Source organism: Streptomyces sp. 2131.1, assembly GCF_900105515.1.
GTDB lineage: Bacteria > Actinomycetota > Actinomycetes > Streptomycetales > Streptomycetaceae > Streptomyces > Streptomyces drozdowiczii.
In genome coordinates, this window is the sequence record NZ_FNSY01000001.1 from 2,755,497 (window position 1) to 2,774,248 (window position 18,752).

Below are 18,752 nucleotides of genomic sequence, written 5' to 3' on the forward strand. Positions count from 1 at the left end.
CGGATGAAAGCCCGCACCCGCGCCGCCGCGACCCTGCTGACCCCGTTCTTCGTCCTGTTCACCGTCGTGATGCTGATCCCGATCGGTTACGCGGTCTGGCTCAGCCTCTTCACCGAACAGCAGTCGGGGCTCGGCTTCGGCGGATCCGAGACGGTCTTCACCGGACTCGGCAACTACACGGCGGCGCTGGGTGACCGGGTCTTCCGCGACGGCTTCCTCGTCCTGCTCGGCTACTGCGTCGTCTACATCCCGCTGATGGTCGGCGGAGCCCTCGCGCTCGCGCTGCTGCTCGACTCGGCGCTCGCCCGCGCCAAGCGCTTCTTCCAGCTCGCGCTGTTCCTGCCGCACGCCGTGCCCGGCATCATCGCCGCGATGATCTGGCTGTACCTGTACACCCCGGGCCTGAGCCCCGTGGTCTCCGCGATGCACTCCGGCGGGATCGGCTTCGACTTCTTCTCCCCGGGCGGCGCGCTCCCGTCCATCGTGAACATCGCGCTCTGGGAGTGGCTCGGCTACAACATGGTGATCTTCTACGCCGCGCTCCAGGCCATCGACCGCTCGGTGCTGGAAGCCGCCACGGTCGACGGGGCGAGCGGCGGGCGCATCGCGTTCAGCATCAAGCTCCCGCTGATCCGCTCCTCGGTCCTGATGGTCGTACTCTTCACGATCATCGGCTCGCTCCAGCTGTTCACCGAACCCCTGATCCTCAACACCGGCTCCGGGTCCGCCGTCTCCTCCTCCTGGACACCGAACATGTACGCCTACACCGCGGCCTTCTCCCGCAACGACTTCGGACTCGCGGCCGCCGCCTCCGTACTCCTCGCGCTCACCGCCGCCCTGCTGTCCTTCGTCGTCACCCGCCTCACCGGCCGGAAGGGCGCGCACGCATGAGCACCACGACCCGCAAGAACCCCTGGCTGTCGAAGGCCGCCGTCAACGGAGCCCTGCTCCTGGCCGTCCTCTACATGCTCTTCCCGCTCGTCTGGCTGGTCACCGCCGCCACCAAGGACACCGGCTCTCTGCTCGCCGGGGACACCTTCTCCTTCGAGGGCTTCGACCTCTCGAAGAACCTCTCGGACATCGCCTCGTACGGGGACGGCGTCTACTTCCGCTGGTACGGGAACAGCCTGCTGTACGCGGGGGTCGGGGCTGCCGTCTGCTCGCTGATCTGCGTCGCGGCCGGGTACGCCTTCGACAAGTACGAGTTCCGGGGCAAGGAGAAGCTGTTCGGGCTGGTCCTGCTCGGCGTGCTCGTGCCCACGACGGCCCTGGCCCTGCCGATGTACCTGCTGGCCAGCAAGATCGGGATCGTCAACACGTACTGGTCGGTGCTGATCCCCGTCCTGGTGAACCCCTTCGGCGTCTATCTCGCCCGGGTCTTCTCCGCCGGCTACATCCCAGGCGAGGCGCTGGAGGCGGCCCGCATCGACGGTGCGGGCGAGCTGCGCACCTTCTTCTCCATCGGGCTGCCGATGATGATGCCGGGCTTCGTGACAGTGTTCCTGTTCCAGTTCACCGCGATCTGGAACAACTTCTTCCTCCCCCTGGTGATGCTCTCGGACCGCAAGCTCTTCCCGCTGAGCCTCGGCCTGTACTCCTGGAACACCAACACCCACAGCGAGCCCGGCTTCTACCCGCTCGTCGTCACCGGGTCCCTCCTCGCCGTCATCCCCCTGATCGTCGCCTTCGTCTCCCTTCAGCGGCACTGGAAGGCCGGACTCACCGCCGGCAGCGTCAAGTAGCCCACCGCGACCCCCAGGGAGCCACCACCGCCATGCAGTCCACCTCCGCCCACCGGCCCTCGCTCCTGCTCGCGATGGGCCCGGACATCTACGAGCGCCTCTTCGAGCCGCGCCACCGCGACCGGCTCACCGCCCTCGCCCGTACGGACCCGGCCCTCGTCGCCCACGACCTGGCCGACCCGGACCCCCGCGTCGCCGCCGCCCTCGCCGAGGCCGAGGTCCTCCTCACCTGCTGGGGCGCGACCCCGCTCACCGACCGGGTCCTCGCCGCCGCGCCCCGCCTCAGGGCGGTCGTCCACGCGGCCGGTTCGGTCAAGCACCACATCACGGACGCCTGCTGGGAACGCGGCCTCGCCGTCTCCTCGGCGGCCGGGGCCAACGCCCTGCCCGTGGCCGAGTACACCCTGGCCACGATCCTCCTGGCCAACAAGCGCGTCCCGCACTCCGCCCACGTCTACCGCGAGGTCCGCGCCGACCACGACTGGCGCGCCGAGCTGGACGGGGCCGGCAACTACCACCGCACGGTGGGCATCGTCGGCGCCTCCCGCATCGGCCGCCGCGTCATCGAGCTGCTCCGGCCGTTCGACCTGCGGGTCCTGCTGTACGACCCCTTCGTCACCGCGGCGGAGGCGGCGCGGCTCGGCGTCGAACCGGTCGGCCTGGACGAGCTGTGCGCCCGCGCCGACGTCGTCTCCGTACACGCCCCCCAGCTCCCCGGGACCCACCACATGATCTCCGCCCGCGAGCTGTCCCTGATGCGGACCGGCTCGACGCTGATCAACACCGCCCGCGGCTCCCTGATCGACGAGGCGGCCCTGCTCCGCGAGGTGGTCCCGGGCAGGCTGCACGCCGTACTGGACGTGACGGACCCCGAACTGCCGCCCGCCGACTCCCCGTTGTACGACCTGCCGAACGTGCTCCTCACCCCGCACGTCGCCGGCTCCCTCGGCAACGAGCTCCACCGCATGACCGACCACACGCTGGACGAGCTCGAACGGTACGCGGCGGGCCGCCCGTTCGCGGACCCGGTGCATCCGGCTGCGCTGGACCGCTCGGCGTAACCGGCACATCCAGCCCCGCCGGCACAGGATGTGCGGAAGGCCCGGCACCCCCGAGGGGGGCGCCGGGCCTTCCGTTTGCGCCGGAGCGCTACACGCTAGTGGGAGTGACCGTGGCCGTGGCCCGCGGCCTCCGGCTCCTCCTCGGCCGGCTTCTCGACGACCAGGGTCTCGGTCGTGAGCAGCAGCGACGCGATGGACGCGGCGTTCTCCAGCGCGGAGCGGGTGACCTTGACCGGGTCGATGACGCCGGCCTTCACCAGGTCGCCGTACTCGCCGGTCGCGGCGTTGAAGCCCTGGCCCTTGTCGAGCTCGGAGACCTTGGAGGTGATGACGTAGCCCTCCAGGCCGGCGTTCTCGGCGATCCAGCGCAGCGGCTCGACGGCTGCGCGGCGGACGACCGCGACACCGGTGGCCTCGTCGCCGGTCTTGCCGAGGTTGCCCTCGAGGACCTTGACGGCGTGGACGATGGCGGAGCCACCACCGGAGACGATGCCCTCCTCGACCGCGGCGCGGGTCGCGGAGATGGCGTCCTCCAGACGGTGCTTCTTCTCCTTGAGCTCGACCTCGGTCGCGGCACCGACGCGGATCACGCAGACACCGCCGGCCAGCTTCGCCAGGCGCTCCTGGAGCTTCTCGCGGTCCCAGTCGGAGTCCGTGGCCTCGATCTCGGCCTTGATCTGGTTGACGCGGCCGGCGACCTCGTCGGACTTGCCGCCACCGTCGACGATGGTGGTGTCGTCCTTGGAGACGGTCACGCGGCGGGCGGTGCCCAGCACGTCCAGACCGGCCTGGTCGAGCTTGAGGCCGACCTCCTCGGCGATGACGGTCGCACCGGTGAGGGTGGCGATGTCGCCGAGCATGGCCTTGCGGCGGTCACCGAAGCCGGGGGCCTTCACGGCGACGGCGTTGAACGTACCGCGGATCTTGTTGACGACCAGGGTCGACAGGGCCTCGCCCTCGACGTCCTCGGCGATGATCAGCAGCGGCTTGGAGCCACCGGCCTGGATGACCTTCTCCAGGAGCGGCAGCAGCTCCTGGATCGAGCCGATCTTGCCCTGGTGGATCAGGATGTACGGGTCGTCGAGGACGGCCTCCATACGCTCCTGGTCGGTCACCATGTACGGGGACAGGTAGCCCTTGTCGAAGGCCATGCCCTCGGTGAAGTCGAGGTCCAGACCGAAGGTGTTGGACTCCTCGACGGTGATGACACCGTCCTTGCCGACCTTGTCCATCGCGTCCGCGATGAGCTCGCCGACCTGGGCGTCCTGCGCGGAGAGCGCGGCGACGGCGGCGATGTCGGACTTGTCGTCGATCGGGCGGGCGGTCGCCAGAAGCTCATCGGACACGGCCTTGACCGCGGCGTCGATGCCCTTCTTCAGGGCGGCCGGGGAGGCGCCGGCGGCGACGTTGCGCAGACCCTCGCGGACGAGCGCCTGGGCGAGGACGGTGGCGGTGGTCGTGCCGTCACCGGCCACGTCGTTGGTCTTGGTCGCCACCTCCTTCACCAGCTGGGCACCGAGGTTCTCGTACGGGTCGTCCAGCTCGACCTCGCGCGCGATGGTGACACCGTCGTTGGTGATGGTGGGGGCACCGAACTTCTTGTCGATGACGACGTTGCGGCCCTTGGGGCCGATCGTCACCTTCACCGTGTCGGCAAGCTTGTTGACGCCGCGCTCAAGGGCGCGACGGGCGTCCTCGTCGAACTTCAGGATCTTCGCCATGGAGCTGAACTGTTCCTCTCGAAAACAAGAACTGCGCCCCTGCCGCCCGGCTAGTTATGTCGCAGGGGGCCAGGGGCGCAGAACAGAAGCAAACGTGGGTGAATTACTTCTCGATGATCGCGAGCACGTCGCGAGCCGAGAGGACGAGGTACTCCTCGCCGTTGTACTTCACCTCGGTGCCGCCGTACTTGCTGTACAGCACGACATCGCCGGTCTTGACGTCGAGCGGCAGGCGCTCGCCGTTCTCGAAGCGGCCCGGGCCCACGGCCAGGACGACGCCCTCCTGGGGCTTCTCCTTGGCGGTGTCCGGAATAACCAGGCCGGAGGCCGTGGTCTGCTCGGCGTCGAGCGGCTGGACCACGATGCGGTCCTCGAGCGGCTTGATCGCAACCTTGGAGCTGGCGGTCGACACGATCCGGTCTCCCCCTTCGGAGATCTCACGGGGTTTAACAGTCTTGGGTGTGGCGACCAGGTGAGCCCGTCGTCGCGGGTGCCGGACCTGCCGGTCGCACAGTACTGCTGGCACTCTCCAGTGGGGAGTGCCAGCACTGACACTATGACTGCGATTAGCACTCGGTCAAGCGGAGTGCCAATTCCCGCCCCTCGTGGCGTACGCGGCACCTCCGCCCCGTAGGGACAACGCGGGGGCCGCCCGGTCCGTTCCGGGGGAGGGTGACGGCATGCGCATACGCCCCGCAGGACCGGACCGCCCGGGGCCGCCGCCCCCGCGTGCGCCGCCCTCCCTACACGTAGTCCTCCAGGCGGGCCACGGAGTAGCCCTGGTCCGTGACGACCTTCATGACGGACCGGATCAGGTCGGGCATGCCGCCCTTCCACTCCTTCGTGCCGCGGAAGTGGGTGAGGATGATGTCGCCGGGGTGCAGCTTCCGGTCCCCCTCGCGCCACTCCATGTGGTCGGGGAACGCCTCCGCCTCCCACAGGGGCACGGCGGTGATGCCGCAGGACTTGGCGATCCTCAGGGTGTCGGTGTTGTAGTTGCCGTACGGCGGCCGGAAGAGCCGGGGCCGCTTGCCGAACTGCTGCTCCATGATGTCCTGCTGGTCGCAGATCTCGCGCTTCTGCTCCTCGTGGGACAGGCCCGGCATGTAGCGGTGGTTGAGCGTGTGGTTGTTGAGCGTGAGCCCGCGGGCCTGGGCGTCCTTGAAGTACGTGTAGTCGTCGCGCACCAGGTAGTCGGTGAGGAAGGCGCTGTACGGGATGTTCAGCTCCGACATCATCTTCAGCAGCTCGGGATCCTTGTCGTCCCCGTCGTCCATGGTCAGGAAGACGACCTTGTCCGTGGTGGGGACCCGGGTGAAGACCGGCGGCAGCGAGTCGTCCTGGCCCTCGACCTCGAAGCCCTTGCGGGTCGTGATGTGCGGCTTCTTCGCGGGCGGTACGGGCGCCGCGAGCGGCGTGCTCGCCAGGCCCCACTTCTTGGCGGCGACCACGCGGGCGGCCTGCGCCAGCTTCGCCCGCTCCGCCTGCGCCGCGCGGGTGCCCAGCGCCCCGGCCGCCGGCTCCGCCTGCGCGCCCGGCTGACCGGCCTGGAGCTTCGCGCTCCGGGCCGCGGAGTCCGCGTCGCCCCCGGCCGCACAGCCGGAAGCGGCGGCGGCGACCAGGAGCGCCGCGAGGACCGCGTAACCCGGCCTGCGCCGCAGGCGAGCCCGTACCCGCTGCCGCCCGCCCGTCACCGCACCCGGTTCACGCCCATTCATGGCCAATTTGTCCTTTTGTCGTACTGGCTGCATGGCGCCGGATACTGCCAGCACGAAGGAGGGCCGCCGCCCCGACACCGCCGCAGGCCCCGCGCGGTCCCCCGGGTGGCTCACACGGAGGCGGCCGAACAGGGCCGCCCGGTTCAGCGGTGGGCGCCGCCGCCCCACGCGGGCAGCGGCTCGGGCGCGGCCGTCCCGGTCACCGTGCGGACGATCCAGCGCCGGTGCCAGAACGCCTTGAAGACGCCGATGAGCCCGACGATCCAGGCCAGCAGCCCGAGCCCCATGATCAGGGCCACCAGCCCGTACGTGTCCTCGCCCCGGACCGCGCCCGCGGGCACGACGACGCAGGCGAACAGCCCCAGCGCGGCCAGCACGAAGGAGGTCAGCAGCCACACCAGGCTCACGCCCGGCAGCCGGAGTCCGGCGTCGCGGGCGGGGTCGCGGTCCAGCTCGCCCCACTGCGTGAGCAGCCGGCGCACCGCCACGTCCCGGCGCACCCCGGCGCCGACGAGGATCGCCGCCGGGATCAGGGCGGCGGCGCCGAGGGCGAGCATCACCACGCCGAAGATCGCGCCGACGGGGTCGTACGACTCCTCGAAGGCGATCAGCGCCGTCCCGATCAGCGACCAGCCGAGCGCGCCGACCGCACCCCACAGCGACAGCAGCCCGAGCCGCCCCGGGCCGATGTGCGCCTCGACCAGCACGCCGAGCAGGTACGACCGGTCGGCGAGCAGCGCGTCCCGGTCGGGCCAGGCACGTATCTCCGGGGGCGGCGGAGGCGGCGGCAGCACGGAGCGGGGAGGCATGGGGCAGACCCTATCGAGCCGCCGCATGCCCCAATTGCCGCATGGGGCTCAGGCGTTGCGGATGGCCTCGATGTCCAGGCGCTTCATGCCGAGCATGGCCTTCATCGCGCGGGCGGCCTTCTCCGGATCGGGGTCGCCCAGGGCGTCACCGAGGCCCGGCGGGACGATCTGCCAGAAGAGGCCGTACTTGTCCTTGAGCCAGCCGCACTGGATCTCCTGGCCGCCGTCGGAGGTGAGCGTGTTCCACAGCCGGTCCGCCTCGTCCTGCGAGTCGCACTCCACGGAGAGCGAGGCGGCCTCGTTGAAGGTGAATTCGGGCCCGCCGTCGAACGCGACGTACTCCGCGCCGTCCAGCTGGAACCGTACGGTCATCGCCTTCCCCGCCTCGCCGGGGCTCGCGGCGGTCCAGTGGGTGGTCTCCAGGACGCGCGAGTCGCCGCCGATGACGGAGACGTAGTAGTCGGCCGCTTCCTCGATCAGGTCCTTCGGGAACCACAGGAACGTGGTGACCTTCTGCATGGTCCTCTCCTCACGTACAGGGGCAAAGTGCCGTGAAGGGTAGACCGCGGAAGCGTCCGGAACTCATCGACCTGCCGGGTCGCCCAGCGATTCGAAGCGCCAGCGGTGCACCGCCCGGGTGACCAGGGCGGCATCCGGATCGGGCAGCTCCGGCAGCTCGTCGGCGTACCCGCCCCGCCACCAGGTGATGACCAGGACCCGGTCCTGCGGGGCCCGCAGCAGCTCGCTGCGGAGCGGGGTCCGGGGCAGCTCGGCGGCGCGGGCGCGGGCCCACTCCAGGAGCTCGCCGCCCCGGCCGTCGGAGGCGCGGGCCTCCCACATCAGGGCGGTGACGGGGGCGCTCATGAGTACAGGTTGTCCTTGCTGACCTCGTGCACGTGGTCGTGGTCGTGGCTGTGGGCGCCGGGGACGTGGGTCTCGGTGACGGGCAGCGAGGAGTCGGCGGACAGCTCCAGGTCGGAGGCGGGCCGGTTGCGGGCGACCATCTCGGCGCCGAGCGCGGCCACCATCGCGCCGTTGTCGGTGCACAGCTTGGGGCGGGGCACGCGCAGCCGGATGCCGGCCCGCTCGCACCGCTCCCGGGCGAGCGCGCGCAGCCGGGAGTTGGCCGCGACACCGCCGCCGATCATCAGGTGGTCGACGCCCTCGTCCTTGCAGGCGCGGACGGCCTTGCGGGTGAGCACGTCGACGACGGCCTCCTGGAAGGACGCGGCCACGTCCCGTACCGGCACCTCCTCGCCGGCCGCCCGCTTGGCCTCGATCCAGCGGGCGACGGACGTCTTCAGGCCGGAGAAGGAGAAGTCGTACGCGGGGTCGCGCGAGCCGGTCAGGCCGCGCGGGAAGGCGATGGCCGCCGGGTCGCCCTCGCGGGCGAGGCGGTCGATGACCGGGCCGCCGGGGAAGCCGAGGTCCAGCACCCGGGCGATCTTGTCGAACGCCTCACCGGCCGCGTCGTCGATGGTCGCGCCCAGCGGCCGCACGTCGTTGGTGATGTCGGGCGCGAGGAGCAGCGAGGAATGCCCGCCGCTGACCAGGAGCGCCATGGTCGGCTCGGGCAGCGGCCCGTGCTCCAGCTGGTCGACGCAGATGTGGGAGGCCAGGTGGTTGACCCCGTACAGCGGCTTGTTCAGCGCGTACGCGTACGCCTTGGCGGCGGAGACGCCGACGAGCAGCGCGCCCGCGAGGCCGGGCCCGGCGGTGACGGCGATGCCGTCGAGGTCCCGGCCGCTGACGCCGGCCTCCTTCAGGGCGCGCTCGATGGTGGGGACCATCGCCTCCAGGTGGGCGCGGGAGGCGATCTCCGGGACGACGCCGCCGAAGCGGGCGTGCGTGTCGACGCTGGACGCGACGGCGTCCGCGAGGAGCGTCGTCCCCCGGACGATGCCGACCCCGGTCTCGTCGCAGGAGGTCTCGATACCGAGTACGAGGGGTTCGTCAGCCATCAGTCAGTCTCGTTTTCTTGTACGTCTTCGTGTACGTGGAGGCGCATGACGAGCGCGTCGATGTTGCCCGGCTGGTAGTAGCCGCGGCGGAAGCCGATCGGTTCGAAGCCGAAGCGCTCGTAGAGTTTCTGGGCGCGGGTGTTGTCGACGCGGACCTCGAGGAGCACCTCGGCGCACTCGAACGCCGTGGCGTGCTTGAGCAGGTCGGTCAGCAGCTCGGAGCCGAGCCCGCCGCCCCAGTGGTCGCGGGCGACGGCGATGGTCTGTACGTCGGCGAGGTCGCCGGCGGCGGCGAGGCCCGCGTACCCGACGATCCGGCCGGTGCCCCGCTCCTCGGCGACGACGTAGCGGCGGGTGGCCGCCGGGCCGCGCGCGTACGCCAGCTCGGACCAGAACATGCCTGCCGACCAGGCGTCCTCCGGAAACAGCTCGTGCTCCAGGGCGAGCACCGGGTCGATGTCCCACCAGCGCATCTCGCGCAGCACCGCGGTCGTGACGGTCACTTCGGGGTGACCACCTTGTAGTTCTTCGGGACCTGCGCGTCGGGCCTGCGGAGGTAGAGCGGCTGCGGCGGCAGCAGCTCCTCACCGGCGGCCAGGCGCTCGGCGGCGAGACCGGCCAGCGCGCCGGCCGCGAGGTGCTCGGGACCGCGCGCGTCCGGGAACGCCTCGGGGTAGAGCACCGCGCCCGCGCCGACGACGGGCAGGCCCGCGAGCCGCTCCGCGATGTCGGCGGGCCGGTCGACGGAGGGGCCCTCGGTCCGGGTGCGGGCGTCCTGGTACCGCGCCCAGTAGACCTCCTTGCGGCGGGCGTCCGTGGCGACGGCGAAGGGGCCTTCCAGCCCGGCGGCGTACGCGAGGCCGTCCAGGGTGCACAGCCCGTGCACGGGCACGGAGAGCGCCGAGCCGAACGTGGCGGCCGTCACCAGGCCGACGCGCAGTCCGGTGTACGGGCCGGGGCCGACGCCCACGACGACGTCCGTCACGGCGTCGAGTTTCACCCCGGCGTCGGCGAGGACCCGGTCGACGGCGGGCAGCAGCAGCTCCCCGTGCCTGCGGGCGTCGACCTGCGCGGACTCGGCGACGACGCGGGTCCCGTCGTGCAGGGCGACGGTGACGGCGGGGGTGGCGGTATCCATTGCGAGCAAGAGCACGCAAACAGCCTACGGCTCCGGCGCGGCCCGCCCCGCGCCCCGTACGGCATCCCGGTACGGGCGGTCCCGGCTGCTACCGTCACCGGGTATAAGCGGAGTACGTGTAAACGCTTGTACGACTTACAGTTCGCGCCTTACGGCACACGACAGCGAAAGAGGCACGCACGGTGGCAAGGGGCAGCTCGGGAATCGTGGCCGCGCTCACCGCGGCGGCCGTCGCGGGGGTCGCTTTCCTGGCCTACCAGGCCTCCGCCAACGTGCCGGACGACCTGGCGGCGAAGCCTAAGGCGTCCAGCAGCGCGTCGGCGCCGGCTCCGGCCGGCGGGCACGGCGAGGCCAAGCCGAAGAAGGACCCGCTGGCCGTTCCCGCCGGGTCCGGCAGCGGGATGCGGGTCGTGTACGCGCTGAAGGACCGGCGGGTGTGGCTGGTGGACGCGAAGGGCAAGGCGTCCCGGACGTTCAAGGTGATGCCGAGTTCGGTGAGCGCCGTGCCGGGCAGCTACGCGGTGACCTCGCGGTCGGGCAGCGTGAAGGGGTCGGACGGGGTGCCGATCGAGCACGTCGTGCGGTTCGCCACGGTGAACGACGTGACGATCGGCTTCAGCGCCGCGCAGGACGGGTCCATGGAGGAGCCGGACCCGGCGGTGAAGGCGGGGGGCGTGCGGATGTCCCGGGCCGACGGAGATGCGGTGTGGCGGTTCGCCACGGTGAGCGTGAAGGTGGTCGTCGTCCCGTAGCCGGGGGCTGGCTTTCTCCGTGCGGGCCGTCGTCCGGCCCGCGTCACAGATGTCCTCAATCGCCGGACGGGCTGGATGTTGCCGCCCGTCCGGCTCTTGCTGCGGGCTTCTTCTTCGGCGTCTGCGGGGCCGGCGGTGTCGACACCGCGCTCGCCGCCGCGTTCGCGGCCAGTAGGGCGGTCATCGATACCGTCGGCCGCGGCGGACGCGGTTCGCGCTCGGGTGTCGGCATGGACGCCTCCTGGGCTCCGGTGGAAGGCATGGTTAGGTAGACCTAACCCGCTCTCGTCCTCCATGTCACCACGCCTGCCCCGCCCCGCGCAACATTTTGCCGACAGCACGTCGGAATCTCGGAAGAACTCAGCCCCAGGGCGCCCAGGACTCGTTCCGCAGCCCCGCCCAGCGCGTCCCCACGCCCACCAGCGTCACCGTGCGCCGCTCGTCGTCCGTGTCCCCCACCGCACGGTCGATGAACACCTGGAGCCGGTCGTCCGACAGCTCCTCGACCTTGCCGTCGCCCCACTCGACGACCACCACGGACTCCGGCAGCGAGACGTCGAGGTCCAGGTCCTCCATCTCGTCGAGCCCGCCGCCGAGCCGGTAGGCGTCGACGTGGACCAGCGCGGGGCCCCCGGAGAGCGGGGGGTGGACGCGGGCGATCACGAAGGTGGGGGATGTCACCGCGCCGCGCACGCCCAGGCCCTCGCCGAGCCCCCGGGTCAGGGTCGTCTTGCCGGCGCCCAGCTCGCCGGTGAGCATGACGAGGTCGCCGGGGCGCAGCGCGGAGGCGAGCCGGCGGCCCAGGGCCCGCATTTGTTCGGGGGAGTCGACGGCCAGCTTGACGGTGACGGCGCCGGGGACGTTCTCGTACGCGGTGGCCTCAGCGGCCGCCGGGCTGTTCTGCGGTTCCATGCCCGCCAACGTTAGAGGACTCCGGTACGGCTCCGGCGCGCACCAGCAGGTCCGCGAGCCGGTCGGTCACCGTCTCGGGGTGCTCCAGCATCACCAGGTGCCCGGCGTCCGGGACGATGACGAGTTCCGCGTCCGGCAGCCGGTCCGCGATGGCCTCACTGTGCGAGCTGGGCGTCACCAGGTCCTTGTCGCCGGCCAGGATGAGGACGGGGAGATCGCGGAAGAGGGACAGGGTCGCGCTCTTGTCGTGCTCCGCGAAGGCCGGGTAGAACTCCGCGACCACGTCGATCGGGGTGGACTCGATGAGGCGTTCCGCGAACCGTGCGACGGCCGGGTCCACGTCCCGCGAGCCGAACGAGTAACGCTTGATCAGCCCGGCGAACAGGTCCGCGGTCGCCCGCCGCCCCCGCTCCACCAGCTCCGCCTGCGAGCCGAGCGCCCGCAGCACGCCGGGCAGGACCCGCCGCACCGCGTTGACGCCCATGACGGGCAGCCCGAAGCTGACCTCGTTCAGCCGGCCGCTCGACGTGCCGACGAAGGCGACTGCGGCGACCCGGTCGCGGATCAGCTCCGGGTACTGATCGGCCAGCGCCATGATCGTCATGCCGCCCATCGAGTGGCCGACGAGCACGAGCGGGCCCTCGGGGGCGGCGGCGTCGATGACGGCCTTGAGGTCGCGGCCGAGCTGGTCGATGCCGACGGGCACCCCTCCCCCGGCGCGGGCCTGGGCGCGGCCCCGCTCGGAGCGGCCGTGGCTGCGCTGGTCCCAGTGGACGGTGCGGACGATCCCGCGCAGCGCGGCGCGCTGGAAGTGCCAGGAGTCCTGGCCGAGGCAGTAGCCGTGACTGAAGACGACGGTGACGGGGGCGGGGGCCTTGCGCCCGAAGAGCCGCCGCCTGCGGGAGCCCGAGGGGGCGGCGTCGTCGGGGGGATCGACCTCGTCGACCTCGTAGTACAGCTCGGTGCCGTCGTCGGCGGTGGCCCGGCCGGGCGTCCCGCGCAGCGAGCCGTACGGGCCGGTGGCGTCCAGGGCGAGCCGGGCGCGCTTGCGCATGCCCCGGCCGACCGTCAGCCGCTCCACGGCGACCCCGGCCGCCGCTCCCGCGGCGATCACGCCTATGGCGGCGCCGGCGATGCCCGCCCGGCGCCAGCCGGCTCCCGAGGCGGCCGCCGTCGCCACCACGTCCCCCGTGCTGATGTCGCTCACCGTGCCGCGCTCCTCGTGAGTCGTGTCGGTCGGTCCCGGCCCGAGCCGGGGCCGCCTTCAGATCGTGCCTGGTCAGGGGCGCTTGCCCGGTCAGGGCCCGGCCGGGGACCCGTCGGCCGTCGCGCCCAGGTGGACGCGTGGCACCCGGCCGCCGATCCGGGTGACGATCTCGTACGCGATCGTGCCGGCGGCCTCCGCCCAGTCCTCGGCGCTCGGCTCGCCCCGGTCGCCGGGGCCGAAGAGCACCGCCTCGCTGCCCGCCGCCGGCTCGTCGCCGTCGAGGTCGACGACGAACTGGTCCATGGCGACCCGGCCCGCGATCGTCCGGCGCACCCCGCCGACGAGGACGGGGCCCCGGCCGGACGCGTGGCGCGGGATGCCGTCGGCGTACCCGAGGGGCACCAGGCCGAGGGTGGTCCCGCGGGGCGTCGTGTAGTGGTGGCCGTAGCTGATGCCGTGCCCGGCCGGGACCCGCTTGACCAGGGCGACGGACGCGGCGAGCGTCATCACGGGCCGCAGCCCGAAGTCGGCGGACGTGCCCAGCTCCGGGCTGGGCGAGATCCCGTACATGGCGATCCCCGTGCGTACGAGGTCGAAGTGGGACTCGGGGACGGTCAGGGTCGCCGGGGAGTTGGCGATGTGCCGCACCTCGGGCTCGACACCGGCCTTCTCCGCGTACGCCACCATGTCGCGGAAGGTCTCCAGCTGGGCGGTGATCGAGGGGTGGCCCGGCTCGTCGGCGCAGGCGAAGTGGGACCACAGGCCGGTGACGCGGACGGCGCCGGCGCGCTCGGCGGTGCGGGCGGCGGCGACCAGTTCGGGCCAGTCGGCGGGCTGGCAGCCGGCCCGGCCGAGTCCGGTGTCGGCCTTGAGGTGGATCCGGGCGGTCCGGCCGGCCGCCTCGGCAGCCCCGGTGACCTCGCGCAGCGCCCACATGCCGCTGACCGACACGTCGATGTCGGCCTCGATCGCCTCGCGCCAGGGCCCGCCCGGCGTCCAGAGCCAGCACAGCATCCGGCCGTCGAGCCCGGCCGCGCGCAGGGCCAGGGCCTCCTGGGGGGTCGCGGTGCCCAGCCAGGCGGCGCCCGCCTCCCGGGCGGCGCGCGCGCAGGGGACCGCGCCGTGCCCGTAGGCGTCGGCCTTGACCACGGCCATCAGTTGCGCCCCGGCCGCCCGGGCACGCAGGACGCGCACGTTGGCGCGGAGTGCGGCGAGGTCGATCTCGGCACGGGCTCGCAAGGACGCTGTCTCGTTCATATCGCGCCCAGTCTCTCAGAGCCGTCCGCGCGGGCCGGTCCGGCGGGGCGCGTCAGCGGTGGCGCAGCTCGTGCTCCAGGTGGTCGGCGAGGACCGGTACGTGGCTGTGCTCGACGTCCTTGACGGCGGTGACGAGCGTGACCGGGCCGCCGTCGCGGACCAGCCCCACCAGCTCGTCGACGGCCGCCGTCTCCGCCGGTCCGGCCAGTTCGGCGCGGTAGCGCTCCACGAAGGCGTCGTAGCGGGTGGCCGAGCGGTCCTCGTGGTACCAGGAGCGCAGCTCGTCGGAGGGGGTGAGGTCCTTGAGCCAGCGGTCGATCGCGGCCTTCTCCTTGGACACCCCGCGCGGCCAGAGCCGGTCGACGAGGACGCGGGTGCCGTCGCCCCCCTCCACCCCGTCGTAGACCCGGCGTACGCGGACGTCACCGCTGCTGCTCACGGCCGGCCACCTCTCCTCGGCTCCTTCGCGGACGTTCTCCTCAGCTTCGCTCAGGCCCGGACGTCCCGCCACGCCCCGGGGATCGCCTCGGCGACGTCCAGCGCGGCGAGCGGGGAGCCGTCCGCCGCGCGCCGGGCGGCGAGCCCGTGCAGATACGCCCCGGCGGACGCGGCGTCGAGCGGGGCGAGTCCGGCGGCGAGCAGGGAGCCGGTGAGACCGGAGAGGACGTCGCCGCTGCCGGCGGTGGCCAGCCAGGAGGTCCCGGTCGGGTTGACCCGGACCGGGGTGCGCGGGGTATCGGTGGCGATCAGGGTCGTCGAGCCCTTGAGCAGGACCGTGGCACCGAACCGCCGTGCGAGTTCCCGTACGGCGGCGAGCCGCCCCGCCTCGACCTCCTCGCGCGCCACGCCGAGCAGCGCGGCGGCCTCCCCGGCGTGCGGGGTGAGGACGGTGGGCGCGGTACGGGCCCGGACCACGTCCACGTCCAGCAGCCGCAGCCCGTCCGCGTCCACGAGCACCGGCACCTCGGCGGCCAGCACGTCGGAGACGGCGTCCACCGCTTCGGTGCCGTCGCCGAGCCCGGGTCCGACGACCCACGCCTGCACCCGCCCGGCCCCGGAGGGGCGGCCGGCGTGGACCAGGGTCTCCGGGTGCCGGGCGATGACCGCCTCGCCGCCGGGGCCCGCGTAGCGCACGGCCCCCGCCCCGCCGCGCAGTGCCCCGGAGACGGCGAGCACGGCGGCGCCCGGGTAGCGCGTCGATCCGGCGGCGATGCCGACGACACCGCGCCGGTACTTGTCGCTCTCGGCGGCCGGTACGGGCAGCAGCGCGGCGACGTCCGCGTACTGGAGCGCTTCCAGGTCCGGCACGGCCGGGAGTTCGGCATCGAGCCCGATGTCGACGAGGCGCAGCGCCCCGGCCCGTTCGGCGGCCGGGTCGACGAGCAGCGCGGGCTTGTAGGCCCCGAAGGTGACGGTGGCGTCCGCGCGCACCGCGTCCCCGGTCACCTCGCCGGTGTCCGCCTCGACCCCGCTGGGCAGGTCGACGGCGACGACGGGCGCGCCGTGCGCGGTGTACCGCCGGACCAGCTCGGCCGCCTCGGGCCGCAGTCCGCCGCGTCCGCCGATGCCGGTGATGGCGTCCACGACGAGGTCGATACGCCCGGCCCAGTCCTCGTGGGCGGTGCTCTCCTCACCGTCGACGACGTGTCCACCGGCGGCGGTCAGGGCCGCTGTGCCGCCCTCGTGGGACCTGCCGGGGGTGACCCGTACGGCGACCACGCCCGCGCCGCGCCGGGCCAGCCGGGCTCCGGCGTACAGGGCGTCGCCGCCGTTGGCGCCGGTGCCGACGAGGAGGACGACGCGGGAGCCGTAGACCCGGCCGGCCCGTCGCAGCAGATCGGCACAGGCGGCGGCGAGCCCGGCGGCGGCACGCTGCATCAACGCCCCTTCGGGAAGCCGCGCCATGAGGGCCTGCTCGGCGGCCCGTACGGTGTCAACGCTGTAGGCGGTACGCATGCCTTCAACGTACGCATGTTCAGAAGCGCGCGCAGACCTCGGCCACATCGAGCCCGTCCGGCGATTGCAGACCTCAGCCACATCGAGCCCGTCCGGCGATTGAGGACGGAACCGGCCCGCCGGACCCCCCGAGGCCACCGGAGCACCGCACCCCGGACCGGCTAGGCCCCCTCCGCGATCACCACAGCGGAAGCGACCCCCGCATCGTGGCTGAGTGACACATGCCAGCTCCGCACCCCCAACGCGGCGGCGCGAGCCGCCACCGTGCCGCGCACCCGCAACCGCGGCTGCCCGCTCTCCTCCACGTACACCTCGGCGTCCGTCCACAGCAGCCCCCCGGGCGCGCCGAGCGCCTTGGCCAGGGCCTCCTTCGCGGCGAACCGGGCGGCCAGCGAGGCGATCCCGCGCCGCTCACCGCTCGGCAGCAGCAGCTCCGCCTCCACGAACAGCCGCGAAGCGAGCTGCGGCGTACGCTCCAGCGCCGCGTCGAACCGCTCGATCTCCGCCACGTCGATCCCGACCCCGATGATCACGTTCCCACCCTCACTGCTCGGCTCACTCCACGGTGACGGACTTCGCCAGGTTGCGCGGCTGGTCCACCTCGTTGCCGCGGGCCGTCGCGAGTTCGCAGGCGAAGACCTGCAACGGCACGGTGGCGACCAGCGGCTGAAGCAGCGTAGGCGTTGCGGGGATGCGGATGAGGTGGTCGGCGTACGGGACGACCTCGTCGTCGCCCTCCTCGGCGATGACGACGGTACGGGCGCCGCGGGCCCGGATCTCCTGGATGTTCGACACGATCTTGCCGTGCAGCACGGAGCGCCCGGCCGGGGACGGCACCACGACGACGACGGGCAGCCCGTCCTCGATGAGCGCGATCGGCCCGTGCTTCAGCTCACCGGCGGCGAACCCCTCGGCGTGCATGTACGCGAGTTCCTTGAGCTTCAGCGCGCCCTCCAGGGCGACCGGGTAGCCGACGTGCCGGCCGAGGAAGAGCACGGTGTCGTGGGAGGCCAGCGAACGGGCCAGCTCCCGGACGGGTTCCATGGTCTCCAGGACCCGGTCGACGGAGCCGGAGATCTCGGAGAGCTGCCGGATGACGGTCCGGATCTCGTCGCCCCACTTGGTGCCGCGCACCTGGCCCAGGTAGAGGGCGACGAGGTAGCAGGCGACGAGCTGGGTGAGGAACGCCTTGGTGGAGGCGACGGCGACCTCGGGCCCGGCGTGCGTGTAGAGCACGGCGTCGGACTCGCGCGGGATGGTGGAGCCGTTGGTGTTGCAGATGGCGAGCACCTTCGCGCCCTGTTCGCGGGCGTGCCGCAGCGCCATCAGGGTGTCCATGGTCTCCCCGGACTGGGAGATGGCGACGACCAGCGTGTGCGGGTCCAGGATCGGGTCGCGGTAGCGGAACTCGCTGGCCAGTTCGGTCTCGCAGGGGATACGGGTCCAGTGCTCGATGGCGTACTTGGCGATCATCCCGGCGTGGAACGCGGTGCCGCAGGCGACGATCACCACCTTGTCGACCTCGCGCAGCTCGCCGCGCGTGATGCGGACCTCGTCGAGGTGGAGGGTGCCCTCCGGGTCGATGCGGCCGAGGAGGGTGTCGGTGACGGCCTTCGGCTGCTCGGCGATCTCCTTGAGCATGAAGGAGGCGTAGCCGCACTTCTCGGCGGCCGACGCGTCCCAGTCCACGTGGTACTCGCGCACCTCGGCGGGCTCGCCGTCGAACCCGGTGACCAGGACGCCGTCCCGGCGCAGCTCCACCACTTGGTCCTGGCCGAGCTCGATCGCGTCCCGGGTGTGCTCGATGAACGCGGCGACGTCGGAGGCGAGGAAGGACTCGTCCTCCCCCACCCCGACGACGAGCGGCGAGTTGCGCCGGGCCCCGACCACCACGTCCGGGGCGTCCGCGAAGACCGCGACGAGCGTGAACGCCCCTTCGAGGCGGCGGCACACCTGGCGCATGGCCTCGGCCGGCTCCCCGCTCTGGCTGTACGCCTCGGCGAGGAGGTGGGCGACGGTCTCGGTGTCGGTCTCGGAGAGCAGGTCGTGGCCGCGCTCGCCCAGCTCGGCGCGCAGGGCCGCGAAGTTCTCGATGATCCCGTTGTGGACGACGGCGACGCGGCCGGCGTTGTCGAGGTGCGGGTGGGCGTTGACGTCGGTGGGTCCGCCGTGGGTGGCCCAGCGGGTGTGCCCGATCCCGGCGGTGCCGGCGGGCAGCGGCTGCTCGCTCAGCGCCTTCTCCAGGTTGACGAGCTTCCCGGCCTTCTTGGCGGCGGCGAGCCCGCCGTCGGCGAGGACGGCGATCCCGGCGGAGTCGTACCCCCGGTACTCCAGCCGCTTGAGGCCCGCGACGACGACGTCCTGCGCCGACTGCCCACCGACGTAACCCACGATCCCGCACATAGTGGCCCTTTCCTGATCACCAGCCCGCGTTCTTCGCATAGTCGCAGAAGTGACCCCTATTTCAAGCGCAACGGAGCCCGTAGGCCCCGTCCGGCCACTTCAAGCCCGTCCGGCC

20 protein-coding genes are annotated in these 18,752 nt (G+C 72.5%); 4 read left to right on the forward strand and 16 right to left on the reverse strand.

Translation table 11 applies throughout. The features are described from left to right. Positions 1-3 precede the first annotated feature (3 nt). From BLW14_RS12150 to BLW14_RS12160, 3 genes are read left to right on the forward strand one after another with little or no spacing between them, the layout of a single operon-like run. The gene (locus BLW14_RS12150) at positions 4-891 is read left to right on the forward strand and encodes a carbohydrate ABC transporter permease (protein WP_093707064.1); all 888 of its coding nucleotides are present in this window, start codon (positions 4-6) and stop codon (positions 889-891) included. After that, positions 888-1,742 carry a carbohydrate ABC transporter permease gene (locus BLW14_RS12155; RefSeq protein ID WP_093707066.1) on the forward strand — a complete coding sequence of 285 codons (855 nt, stop codon included), beginning with the start codon at positions 888-890 and terminating at the stop codon, positions 1,740-1,742. Before BLW14_RS12150 ends, BLW14_RS12155 begins: the two co-directional genes overlap by 4 nt. Positions 1,743-1,774: 32 nt before the next feature. Beyond that, positions 1,775-2,803 (forward strand): hydroxyacid dehydrogenase, encoded by a 1,029-nt coding sequence (locus BLW14_RS12160; RefSeq protein ID WP_093707068.1) that lies wholly within the window; start codon positions 1,775-1,777, stop codon positions 2,801-2,803. Between the two features lie 95 nt (positions 2,804-2,898). On the opposite strand, the gene groL is transcribed toward BLW14_RS12160, so the two are convergent. From groL to tsaB, 9 genes are all read right to left on the reverse strand, one after another. Beyond that, on the reverse strand, positions 2,899-4,524 hold the full coding sequence (gene groL, locus BLW14_RS12165) for a chaperonin GroEL (protein ID WP_018519251.1): 1,626 nt from the start codon (positions 4,522-4,524) through the stop codon (positions 2,899-2,901). Between the two features lie 103 nt (positions 4,525-4,627). Next, a complete protein-coding gene (groES, locus tag BLW14_RS12170; protein WP_018101172.1) occupies positions 4,628-4,936 on the reverse strand; it encodes a co-chaperone GroES in 309 nt (102 codons plus the stop codon). A 331-nt stretch (positions 4,937-5,267) separates the two neighbouring features. Next, positions 5,268-6,275, reverse strand: coding sequence for a polysaccharide deacetylase family protein (locus BLW14_RS12175; protein WP_256332750.1), 1,008 nt, complete (start codon positions 6,273-6,275; stop codon positions 5,268-5,270). A 110-nt stretch (positions 6,276-6,385) separates the two neighbouring features. Then, a complete protein-coding gene (locus tag BLW14_RS12180) occupies positions 6,386-7,051 on the reverse strand; it encodes a hypothetical protein (protein WP_093707072.1) in 666 nt (221 codons plus the stop codon). Positions 7,052-7,099: 48 nt separating this feature from the next. Beyond that, entirely contained in the window at positions 7,100-7,570 is a 471-nt protein-coding gene (locus tag BLW14_RS12185) for a VOC family protein (RefSeq protein ID WP_093707074.1), read from the reverse strand. A gap of 63 nt (positions 7,571-7,633) precedes the next feature. Continuing rightward, positions 7,634-7,915, reverse strand: a complete 282-nt coding sequence (locus tag BLW14_RS12190) for a hypothetical protein (protein WP_093707076.1) — start codon at positions 7,913-7,915, stop codon at positions 7,634-7,636. Next, positions 7,912-9,012, reverse strand: a complete 1,101-nt coding sequence (tsaD, locus tag BLW14_RS12195) for a tRNA (adenosine(37)-N6)-threonylcarbamoyltransferase complex transferase subunit TsaD (protein WP_093707078.1) — start codon at positions 9,010-9,012, stop codon at positions 7,912-7,914. Before tsaD ends, BLW14_RS12190 begins: the two co-directional genes overlap by 4 nt. Beyond that, the gene (gene rimI, locus BLW14_RS12200; protein ID WP_018519258.1) at positions 9,012-9,515 is read right to left on the reverse strand and encodes a ribosomal protein S18-alanine N-acetyltransferase; all 504 of its coding nucleotides are present in this window, start codon (positions 9,513-9,515) and stop codon (positions 9,012-9,014) included. Before rimI ends, tsaD begins: the two co-directional genes overlap by 1 nt. Beyond that, a complete protein-coding gene (gene tsaB / locus BLW14_RS12205) occupies positions 9,512-10,150 on the reverse strand; it encodes a tRNA (adenosine(37)-N6)-threonylcarbamoyltransferase complex dimerization subunit type 1 TsaB (protein WP_093707080.1) in 639 nt (212 codons plus the stop codon). The genes rimI and tsaB overlap by 4 nt, the downstream gene beginning before the upstream one ends. A gap of 206 nt (positions 10,151-10,356) precedes the next feature. On the opposite strand from tsaB, the gene BLW14_RS12210 reads away from it, so the two are divergent. Next, positions 10,357-10,902: a hypothetical protein gene (locus tag BLW14_RS12210; protein ID WP_093707082.1), complete on the forward strand. Its 546-nt coding sequence runs from the start codon at positions 10,357-10,359 to the stop codon at positions 10,900-10,902. 360 nt (positions 10,903-11,262) lie between these two features. Here the strand turns inward: BLW14_RS12210 and tsaE are convergent, their stop codons facing one another. The 7 genes from tsaE to glmS all read right to left on the reverse strand — a co-directional run bounded on the left by tsaE (position 11,263) and on the right by glmS (position 18,637). Beyond that, on the reverse strand, positions 11,263-11,814 hold the full coding sequence (tsaE, locus tag BLW14_RS12215; RefSeq protein WP_093707084.1) for a tRNA (adenosine(37)-N6)-threonylcarbamoyltransferase complex ATPase subunit type 1 TsaE: 552 nt from the start codon (positions 11,812-11,814) through the stop codon (positions 11,263-11,265). After that, positions 11,783-13,021, reverse strand: coding sequence for an alpha/beta fold hydrolase (locus BLW14_RS12220; protein WP_093707086.1), 1,239 nt, complete (start codon positions 13,019-13,021; stop codon positions 11,783-11,785). The genes tsaE and BLW14_RS12220 overlap by 32 nt, the downstream gene beginning before the upstream one ends. Before the next feature lie 90 nt (positions 13,022-13,111). Then, a complete protein-coding gene (alr, locus tag BLW14_RS12225; protein WP_177153958.1) occupies positions 13,112-14,278 on the reverse strand; it encodes an alanine racemase in 1,167 nt (388 codons plus the stop codon). A 52-nt stretch (positions 14,279-14,330) separates the two neighbouring features. Next, complete coding sequence (locus tag BLW14_RS12230) at positions 14,331-14,717, reverse strand: DUF488 domain-containing protein (RefSeq protein ID WP_093710706.1); 387 nt, start codon at positions 14,715-14,717, stop codon at positions 14,331-14,333. Positions 14,718-14,767: 50 nt separating this feature from the next. Then, on the reverse strand, positions 14,768-16,234 hold the full coding sequence (locus BLW14_RS12235; RefSeq protein WP_093707090.1) for an NAD(P)H-hydrate dehydratase: 1,467 nt from the start codon (positions 16,232-16,234) through the stop codon (positions 14,768-14,770). Positions 16,235-16,395: 161 nt separating this feature from the next. Beyond that, positions 16,396-16,767, reverse strand: coding sequence for a holo-ACP synthase (locus BLW14_RS12240; protein ID WP_093707092.1), 372 nt, complete (start codon positions 16,765-16,767; stop codon positions 16,396-16,398). 22 nt (positions 16,768-16,789) lie between these two features. Then, positions 16,790-18,637, reverse strand: a complete 1,848-nt coding sequence (glmS, locus tag BLW14_RS12245) for a glutamine--fructose-6-phosphate transaminase (isomerizing) (RefSeq protein ID WP_093707094.1) — start codon at positions 18,635-18,637, stop codon at positions 16,790-16,792. Positions 18,638-18,752 lie beyond the last annotated feature (115 nt).

What these genes read in the sequence shown, in the direction of transcription:
- BLW14_RS12150 (WP_093707064.1), top strand. Translation starts at nt 4, where the DNA reads ATGAAAGCCCGCACCCGCGCCGCCGCGACCCTGCTGACCCCGTTCTTC.
- tsaB (WP_093707080.1), bottom strand. Translation starts at nt 10,150, where the DNA reads ATGGATACCGCCACCCCCGCCGTCACCGTCGCCCTGCACGACGGGACC.
- BLW14_RS12175 (WP_256332750.1), bottom strand. Translation starts at nt 6,275, where the DNA reads ATGCAGCCAGTACGACAAAAGGACAAATTGGCCATGAATGGGCGTGAA.
- BLW14_RS12160 (WP_093707068.1), top strand. Translation starts at nt 1,775, where the DNA reads ATGCAGTCCACCTCCGCCCACCGGCCCTCGCTCCTGCTCGCGATGGGC.
- BLW14_RS12190 (WP_093707076.1), bottom strand. Translation starts at nt 7,915, where the DNA reads ATGAGCGCCCCCGTCACCGCCCTGATGTGGGAGGCCCGCGCCTCCGAC.
- BLW14_RS12185 (WP_093707074.1), bottom strand. Translation starts at nt 7,570, where the DNA reads ATGCAGAAGGTCACCACGTTCCTGTGGTTCCCGAAGGACCTGATCGAG.
- BLW14_RS12180 (WP_093707072.1), bottom strand. Translation starts at nt 7,051, where the DNA reads ATGCCTCCCCGCTCCGTGCTGCCGCCGCCTCCGCCGCCCCCGGAGATA.
- groL (WP_018519251.1), bottom strand. Translation starts at nt 4,524, where the DNA reads ATGGCGAAGATCCTGAAGTTCGACGAGGACGCCCGTCGCGCCCTTGAG.
- glmS (WP_093707094.1), bottom strand. Translation starts at nt 18,637, where the DNA reads ATGTGCGGGATCGTGGGTTACGTCGGTGGGCAGTCGGCGCAGGACGTC.
- BLW14_RS12235 (WP_093707090.1), bottom strand. Translation starts at nt 16,234, where the DNA reads ATGCGTACCGCCTACAGCGTTGACACCGTACGGGCCGCCGAGCAGGCC.
- alr (WP_177153958.1), bottom strand. Translation starts at nt 14,278, where the DNA reads ATGAACGAGACAGCGTCCTTGCGAGCCCGTGCCGAGATCGACCTCGCC.
- BLW14_RS12155 (WP_093707066.1), top strand. Translation starts at nt 888, where the DNA reads ATGAGCACCACGACCCGCAAGAACCCCTGGCTGTCGAAGGCCGCCGTC.
- tsaE (WP_093707084.1), bottom strand. Translation starts at nt 11,814, where the DNA reads ATGGAACCGCAGAACAGCCCGGCGGCCGCTGAGGCCACCGCGTACGAG.
- tsaD (WP_093707078.1), bottom strand. Translation starts at nt 9,012, where the DNA reads ATGGCTGACGAACCCCTCGTACTCGGTATCGAGACCTCCTGCGACGAG.